This is a genomic window from Streptococcus suis YS161 (assembly GCF_002760245.1).
In the GTDB taxonomy this organism is placed as follows: Bacteria; Bacillota; Bacilli; order Lactobacillales; family Streptococcaceae; genus Streptococcus; species Streptococcus suis_I.
In genome coordinates, this window is record NZ_ASCA01000013.1 from 1 (window position 1) to 2,328 (window position 2,328).

Here is a 2,328-nt window from a genome sequence, read left to right on the forward strand (position 1 = left end):
ATTCGTGGCTGGATTTTCCGTTCGTTGAATGGCGGTGTCAACTGATGATGTGACTTCATCAGCATGTGCAACCGCTCCTCCCCAAGCAACAACAGCCGTCACCATGGTTCCAAGGGCAACGGAACATAAAGTACGATATTTTTTACTCTTGCGAAAGACGTGTTTCTCGCCTTTTTCCTGATTGACAAGAAAGTGATGATTACATGTTTTGGTCATAAATAGTCCTTCTTTTCTTTTATTCTCTAGCAACAAACTGTCACTCTTTCCTCATCATAAAAAAGAAGGCTTGATTTTGTTATCACAATAAATTGAGGGAAAAGAAAAAAGCCACCCATAAAAGTGGGTGACTAAAATAATTGATGTCTAAAGTTTATGGATTTCTTTTTCTAAATTAGCGATAGTTGTTAACAACTCTTCAAATGATGGCACAGACCCATAAAACATTTCTTTCATCTGGTTGTAATCTGATTCAATTTCATTCAATCTGTAATCATCTGGAAGTAATCTGATTCTTTCAATAGTTGCGTCTTCATATTTTGCCCATTTTCGAGGATAAAATTTTTCCTTAAATGAAACAACTTTCTCCAATAACTCTTGATTCATAAAGGCTCTATTCTTATAAATCGAATGGGCAAGACAGTAAATATCATAATAATGCCGTGCATAGCGTATAGGGATTTTACTATCTGCTGGTCTATTTGCCTCATGATGTAAAATTGTAGCTTTTTCCCAAAAGGTTCTCTCAGGTAAAACAGTCCTAACTGAAATACTATCTCCCACAAATAGCATAGGGTAAACCTTGTATAAATCAGGAGTAATCTCTACCATTTCAGAGGGTGTCCAGGCAGCTAAAGCACCAATTTCTAAGCGAATGACTTGCTTCACATACTCTGATTGGAAACTTGTCGGATATTCAAAAAGTACTGTTTGTGGGTCATTTACATCTATACTAATTTGAAAATCATCTTCAATCAGTTTCGCAAAATCTAACCTCATCTGTGGAATTAACGTATTCACAAGAAAGTCTTCTGCTTTTAAATTTGATTCCTTATTGAACTTGTCCTGTTGCGTATTTGAACGGGATTGCCACGGTTCGTCTTTACCATATCCAATAACCTGCCAATCCAAGATTAAATCAATATCTTCTGAGAATCGCTTAATTAAATCATAGCACTTAGAAAGACTTGTACCCCCTTTAAATGTAAAAGCATCCTTCCATTCACTCTTTGTAAAGAGATAGTTGAGTACGAAACAAACCCAATAATCTTTTTCAACGATCACGTCATTGATACCAAGTCTCTCCGCAGCATTTCTAATAATGGCTTGAAGGTCGTCTTTGGAAATTTTTTTAAATTCTAGCATCTTTAGGATTCTCCTATTTTTTTCAAGATTTTATAAATCCATGCACTGGTAGTCTTGCCTTCCTCAAGAAGTTTCTCTTTATCACTTTTAGTTAACCTTTTCTTAAGATAAAGAATCTGTTCTTCTGAAATATTATCTTTTCCAATAGCTTTGATGGCTTGAATAACTAGTGCAGTTAATTGTGACATATTTGAAATGGTACTGTTTGTTGTTCGCTTGAATACTAGCTTCGTATTTCCAATTAAAAAATTTACATACCGTCCATCAGAAATATATGTCCATTGAGCTGGAACTTGTGTTGACAACCCTAATAAATTTAGAGCTGTGTTCCCTGAAGGTGCAATTGTCCAATTATATTTTCTAGCAATGGCAATAGCCACTTCATTTATTGAAGGAGACTCAAATTCCCCAATCAACTCAATAAACCTTGGTTTGTAATACACACCGTTTACAATACGTTGAATCGTTCCATCGTTAACAAATCGATTCAAATTTTTTCTAATTGTCTCATAATCAGCGAGCTCTAAAAAATCATTTGAAATAAAGACTGCGCCGTCTGGCAGATTATCAATCTTACTATTTATTTTAGACTTTATGTTAATCAATTCCTCACCACCTTGTCCCAAATATTATACAATATTTGGGACAAAACGACAACTATCTTTTTGGAGATTATTTCGTCGTATAAGCAAAACTCAAGCTACTATCCACTCCAGATAATTTTCGGAAGGTGTAGTTTGGATTGCCATTATAGTTGGTTTCGGAGATAAGGAATGAGCCATCTGGGTAGACTTTTTCGACGAAAGCCACATGTCCGTATTCTGCTGGTGTGCCATGTCCTCCTCCCGCAAATGAGAGTATAGCTCCTGCTTGTGGACTTGTCCCTGTCTCCCCACCGAGACTTGCGGCTGTTCGTACCCAATCTTGGCCATTGCCCATGGTACTGATAATTGGAATCTTCTCACC

At 36.4% G+C, this 2,328-nt stretch carries 4 protein-coding genes; all 4 read right to left on the bottom strand.

What is annotated here, in order from left to right; genetic code table 11:
- A partial coding sequence (locus SST111_RS02225) for a putative cross-wall-targeting lipoprotein signal domain-containing proteiin (protein ID WP_142350743.1) occupies positions 1–216 on the bottom strand: 216 nt, incomplete at its 3' end.
- Positions 217–363: 147 nt separating this feature from the next.
- Positions 364–1,362, bottom strand: a complete 999-nt coding sequence (locus SST111_RS02230) for a nucleotidyl transferase AbiEii/AbiGii toxin family protein (RefSeq protein ID WP_099809866.1) — start codon at positions 1,360–1,362, stop codon at positions 364–366.
- A gap of 2 nt (positions 1,363–1,364) precedes the next feature.
- Positions 1,365–1,967, bottom strand: coding sequence for a DUF6088 family protein (locus SST111_RS02235; RefSeq protein ID WP_024376813.1), 603 nt, complete (start codon positions 1,965–1,967; stop codon positions 1,365–1,367).
- Between the two features lie 67 nt (positions 1,968–2,034).
- The coding region (locus tag SST111_RS02240; RefSeq protein ID WP_142350744.1) for a CHAP domain-containing protein at positions 2,035–2,328 on the bottom strand (294 nt) is incomplete at its 5' end.